The organism is Desulfovibrio sp. 1214_IL3152 (assembly GCF_036763055.1).
Classification (GTDB): Bacteria; Desulfobacterota; Desulfovibrionia; order Desulfovibrionales; family Desulfovibrionaceae; genus Desulfovibrio.
Genome location: NZ_JBAIYW010000436.1, coordinates 1 through 1679 on the forward strand (window position 1 = coordinate 1; position 1679 = coordinate 1679).

At 60.9% G+C, this 1679-nt stretch carries 1 protein-coding gene and 2 pseudogenes; all 3 read left to right on the forward strand.

The genetic code is table 11. The annotated features are described in order from the left end of the window. Positions 1-181: pseudogene (locus V6C07_RS09210) on the forward strand (hypothetical protein); the annotation flags it as partial. Positions 182-201: 20 nt separating this feature from the next. Beyond that, positions 202-1332 (forward strand): aldo/keto reductase, encoded by a 1131-nt coding sequence (locus V6C07_RS09215; RefSeq protein ID WP_333536128.1) that lies wholly within the window; start codon positions 202-204, stop codon positions 1330-1332. 21 nt (positions 1333-1353) lie between these two features. After that, positions 1354-1679: pseudogene (locus V6C07_RS09220) on the forward strand (tRNA(Ile)-lysidine synthetase); the annotation flags it as partial.

Consider the following 1679-nt stretch of genomic DNA (forward strand, 5'->3'; position numbering starts at 1 on the left):
GATGTTGGCGCATTCCGGCCGCTTCGCCATCGCCTCCCACCCCTGGGACGAACCGTTCATCCGGGCTGCGGAAGCCGCCAAAGGCAAGCCTTTTACCCTGCTGACCCCGAAAATCGGCCAGCCGGTCTGGCTGGACGGACGGGAACAGGCGTTCGGCCGCTGGTGGGAAGGCATCAAATAGAACCAAGCACAGGAGCATATATGGAATACAGAACGTTTCCCAAAGGCGGGGAGAGAATAAGCACTGTCGGCATCGGCGGTTCAAAGCTGCATGCCGTGTCACACGAGACCATGAAAACCATGGTTGATTACGCCATCGCGAATGGTATCAACATCATCGACCTGGCCACGGAGACCGCCGAAGTCTTTCCCAAGGTGCGTAAAGCCCTTGCCGGGCGCAGGGACAAGGTGATGCTGGCCCTGCATCTCGGCCTGACCTTTCAGGAAGACGGCCAGTACAAGCGGACGCGCGATCTTGAAGAGGTCAGGCGCGGTTTCGAGAAACAGCTGGCCGATCTGGATACCGACTACGCGGACATCGCCTACATCCACTATGTGGACGATTTCGACGATTACGAGCGGGTCTTCGCGGAGGGCACCTATAATTTCGGCCTGCAGTTGAAGCGCGAGGGCAGGATCAAGAAACTCGGTTTCGCCTCCCACCGGGTGGACGTGGCCAGGAAATTCCTGGAGCAAGGCGATTTCGACCTGTTCATGTTCAGCATCAACCCGGCCTACGACCTCGACCCGGTGGCCAACAACCCGCTGGAAGAGGACTGGAGCGCCATGAATTCCCTGAACGTGGCAGAGGAACGGGTAGCACTCTACCGCCTGGCCGAAAAACTCGGCGTGGGCATCACTGTCATGAAGCCGCTCGGCGCCGGCCGCCTGCTGGACGGCCGCACCTCGCCCTTCGGGCGGGCGCTGACCGTGCCCCAGTGCCTGCAATATTGCCTGGACCGCCCGGCCGTGCTTTCCTGTATGCTCGGCGCGGACTCGGTGGAGAACCTCACTGACTGGATCGCCTATTACGATTCCACCCGCGAAGAGCGCGACTACGCCTTTATCGCGGACCTGCACTTCGAGGAAATGCTCGGCAAATGCGTGTACTGCAACCATTGTCTGCCCTGTCCGGTCAACATCGACATCGCCCGGGTGAACAAGTTCCTGGATCTGGCCCAGGTCGGCGACGAACTGGCTCGGCAGCATTATCTCGCCCTGGAACACAAGGCCGGGGACTGTATCCAGTGCGGCTCCTGCGAGGGCAACTGCCCGTTCCAGGTGCCCGTGCGCGACAAAATGAAAGAAGCCGCCGAACTCTTCGGAGCGTAGGCGCTACCTGAGGATATCTTCTTGCCTTATCAGACTGAAAACAAACTGGCCGCATTGCACGCCCGGCTGGGTGCTCTGGCCCGGGATGGATGGATCGCCGTCGCCTTTTCCGGCGGACTGGACAGCCGCTTTCTCGCCCATGCCGCCAAGCTGGGCGGTCTTCGCCCGTTGCTCCTGCATGCGGAGGGACCGCACATAGCGGCTGCGGAAACCGCCTTTGCCCTGGAATGGGCCCAGGAAAACGAGTTCGATTACCTGCTGCTCGCCGCTAATCCCCTGGAGGTTCCGGAAGTGGCGGCCAACGGCCGCATGCGCTGCTACCATTGCAAGCACGCCCTGTTCTCACG